Origin of the sequence: Collinsella sp. AF19-1LB (assembly GCF_003459655.1) — a bacterium.
In the GTDB taxonomy this organism is placed as follows: Bacteria; Actinomycetota; Coriobacteriia; order Coriobacteriales; family Coriobacteriaceae; genus Collinsella.
In genome coordinates this window covers 1-1,873 of sequence record NZ_QRWO01000065.1, presented here as the reverse complement: position 1 = coordinate 1,873, position 1,873 = coordinate 1, and the positions used below count along the sequence as shown (strand labels likewise).

The 1,873-nt window shown below is 54.5% G+C and carries 1 protein-coding gene; it reads left to right on the top strand.

The window, feature by feature from the left end; genetic code table 11:
• The first annotated feature begins 164 nt into the window (after nucleotides 1-164).
• A complete protein-coding gene (locus DWX39_RS10720; protein ID WP_117759935.1) occupies nucleotides 165-1,289 on the top strand; it encodes an aminotransferase in 1,125 nt (374 codons plus the stop codon).
• Nucleotides 1,290-1,873 lie beyond the last annotated feature (584 nt).

The following is a 1,873-nucleotide window of genomic DNA, read 5'->3' as shown; positions in this document are numbered from 1 at the left end:
GCATGCCCTTCTGGCGCGAGGACCTCTAAGGTTTTCAAAGACCCGTACAGGTCTTACTACAAACATCTAGCTGCCATTAGATGTCTCCCATTGGGGCGGTGCGGATCTTTCGCACCGCCCCATTCATGTTTAATGACGCTAAATGAAGATCAGATAAGGTGGCCATGGATATCAAGACAATCGGTGTTGAGGAATGGCTCAACGTTTTGGAGAAGAGTGCTACCTGGGATATCGCTCAGTCGACGATCTCGTCGCTGACCATGGGCGAGCTTCGCGCACTGGACGAGCAGGACGGCGCCACGTTCTACGAGCGCCTGGATCGCGAGAAGATGAACTACGGCTGGATCGAGGGATCGCCGGAATTTAAGGCCGAGGTCGCCAAGCTGTATCGTCGCGATGTCAATCCCGATCACATTCTGCAGACCAATGGCTGCACGGGCGCCAACCTCAACGCCATCATGGCCGTTGTGGAGCCCGGCGATCACGTGATTGCCGAGTGGCCTACCTATGCGCCGCTCTACGAGATTCCGCGTACGCTGGGTGCCGAGGTCGAGTATTGGGAGCTCCGCGAGGAGCTCGGCTGGAAGCCCGATATCGATGAGCTCAAGCGCTTGGTGCGCCCCAACACCAAGCTCATCTGCATCAATAACGCATCGAACCCCATCGGTACGGCGCTCGATGCCGATATGCTCGGGCAGATTGCCGAGATTGCCCGTTCGGTGGACGTCTACGTGCTGTGCGACGAGGTGTATCTGCCGCTCGAGAACACCGAGTCCTTTATGTCGATGGCCGACGTGTACGAGAAGGCCATTGTCACCAACTCGGTGTCCAAGACCTATTCGACGCCTGCGGCCCGCGTGGGCTGGGTCGTGGCCAACGAAGAGGTGTCCAACCGCATCCGCACATATCGCGACTACACCATGATCTGCGGCGGCGTGTTCAACGACGCCCTGGCGACCTACGTGCTCGAGCACAAGGACAAGATTCTCGAGCGCAACCGTAAGATCGTGTTTGGCAACCGCGATATCGCACAGGCTTGGATTGATACGCAGGACCGCGTCTCCTGGACGGCCCCGCAGGGCGTATCCACCTCGTTTATCCGGCTGGATATTCCCGAGGACGACGAGGAGTTCTGCAAGCGCCTGTTGGCCGAGAGGGGAGTGCTGCTGGTTCCCGGTAGCCGCTTTGAGCTTCCCTGCGGCGCACGCCTGGGCTACTGCCCGAGCGAAGACGTTCTTCGCGAGGGCCTGAGGCTTCTGGGTGAGGCGCTGGCCGAGTTCGATCGATAGGATCACGACTTCCTTCGAAGTCCGTATTCAAATTGGCCGACGATAATCGATAACAGACCCGTTTCCCATGAGGGGGCGGGTCTGTTTTTTATACCGAGAAGTCAAGTTGTTACAAATGAGGCCGTACGGCAAGCTGATATCCGCTGGGCCTTATACTGAGCTTCCGGCGAACGGTACCCAGCGTCTGGTAAACGGTAGCCTGGTTACCAAAAATGAATAGGACAAACTTTTTTGTGAATAAAAATCAAAATGGTTGAGACGTAGCAAGAATTGCGAATTCTATTCATACCTTTGCGTGAAATATGCAAATCGAGGGTGGTTTAAGAAAGATTAGTTCCAATAGATTTTTTGCTTAAAAAAGCGTTTAAGCACGTAGATACACTTTATTAAGTCAAAGTATGCCATGCGTGAAATATATGTGTATGCCGTTCACCCCTCATAAAAAACCGTTCGGGGGCAAGGTGGAAGTATGGGCTGATTTTGGATATAAATATGTCGTCAGCAATAACGCCTCACACGGAGGGGCGCTAACGAATCGGCCCTGACAAGGGCCCGAAAGAAAGGTAGGAGGCCATGACGAAAGG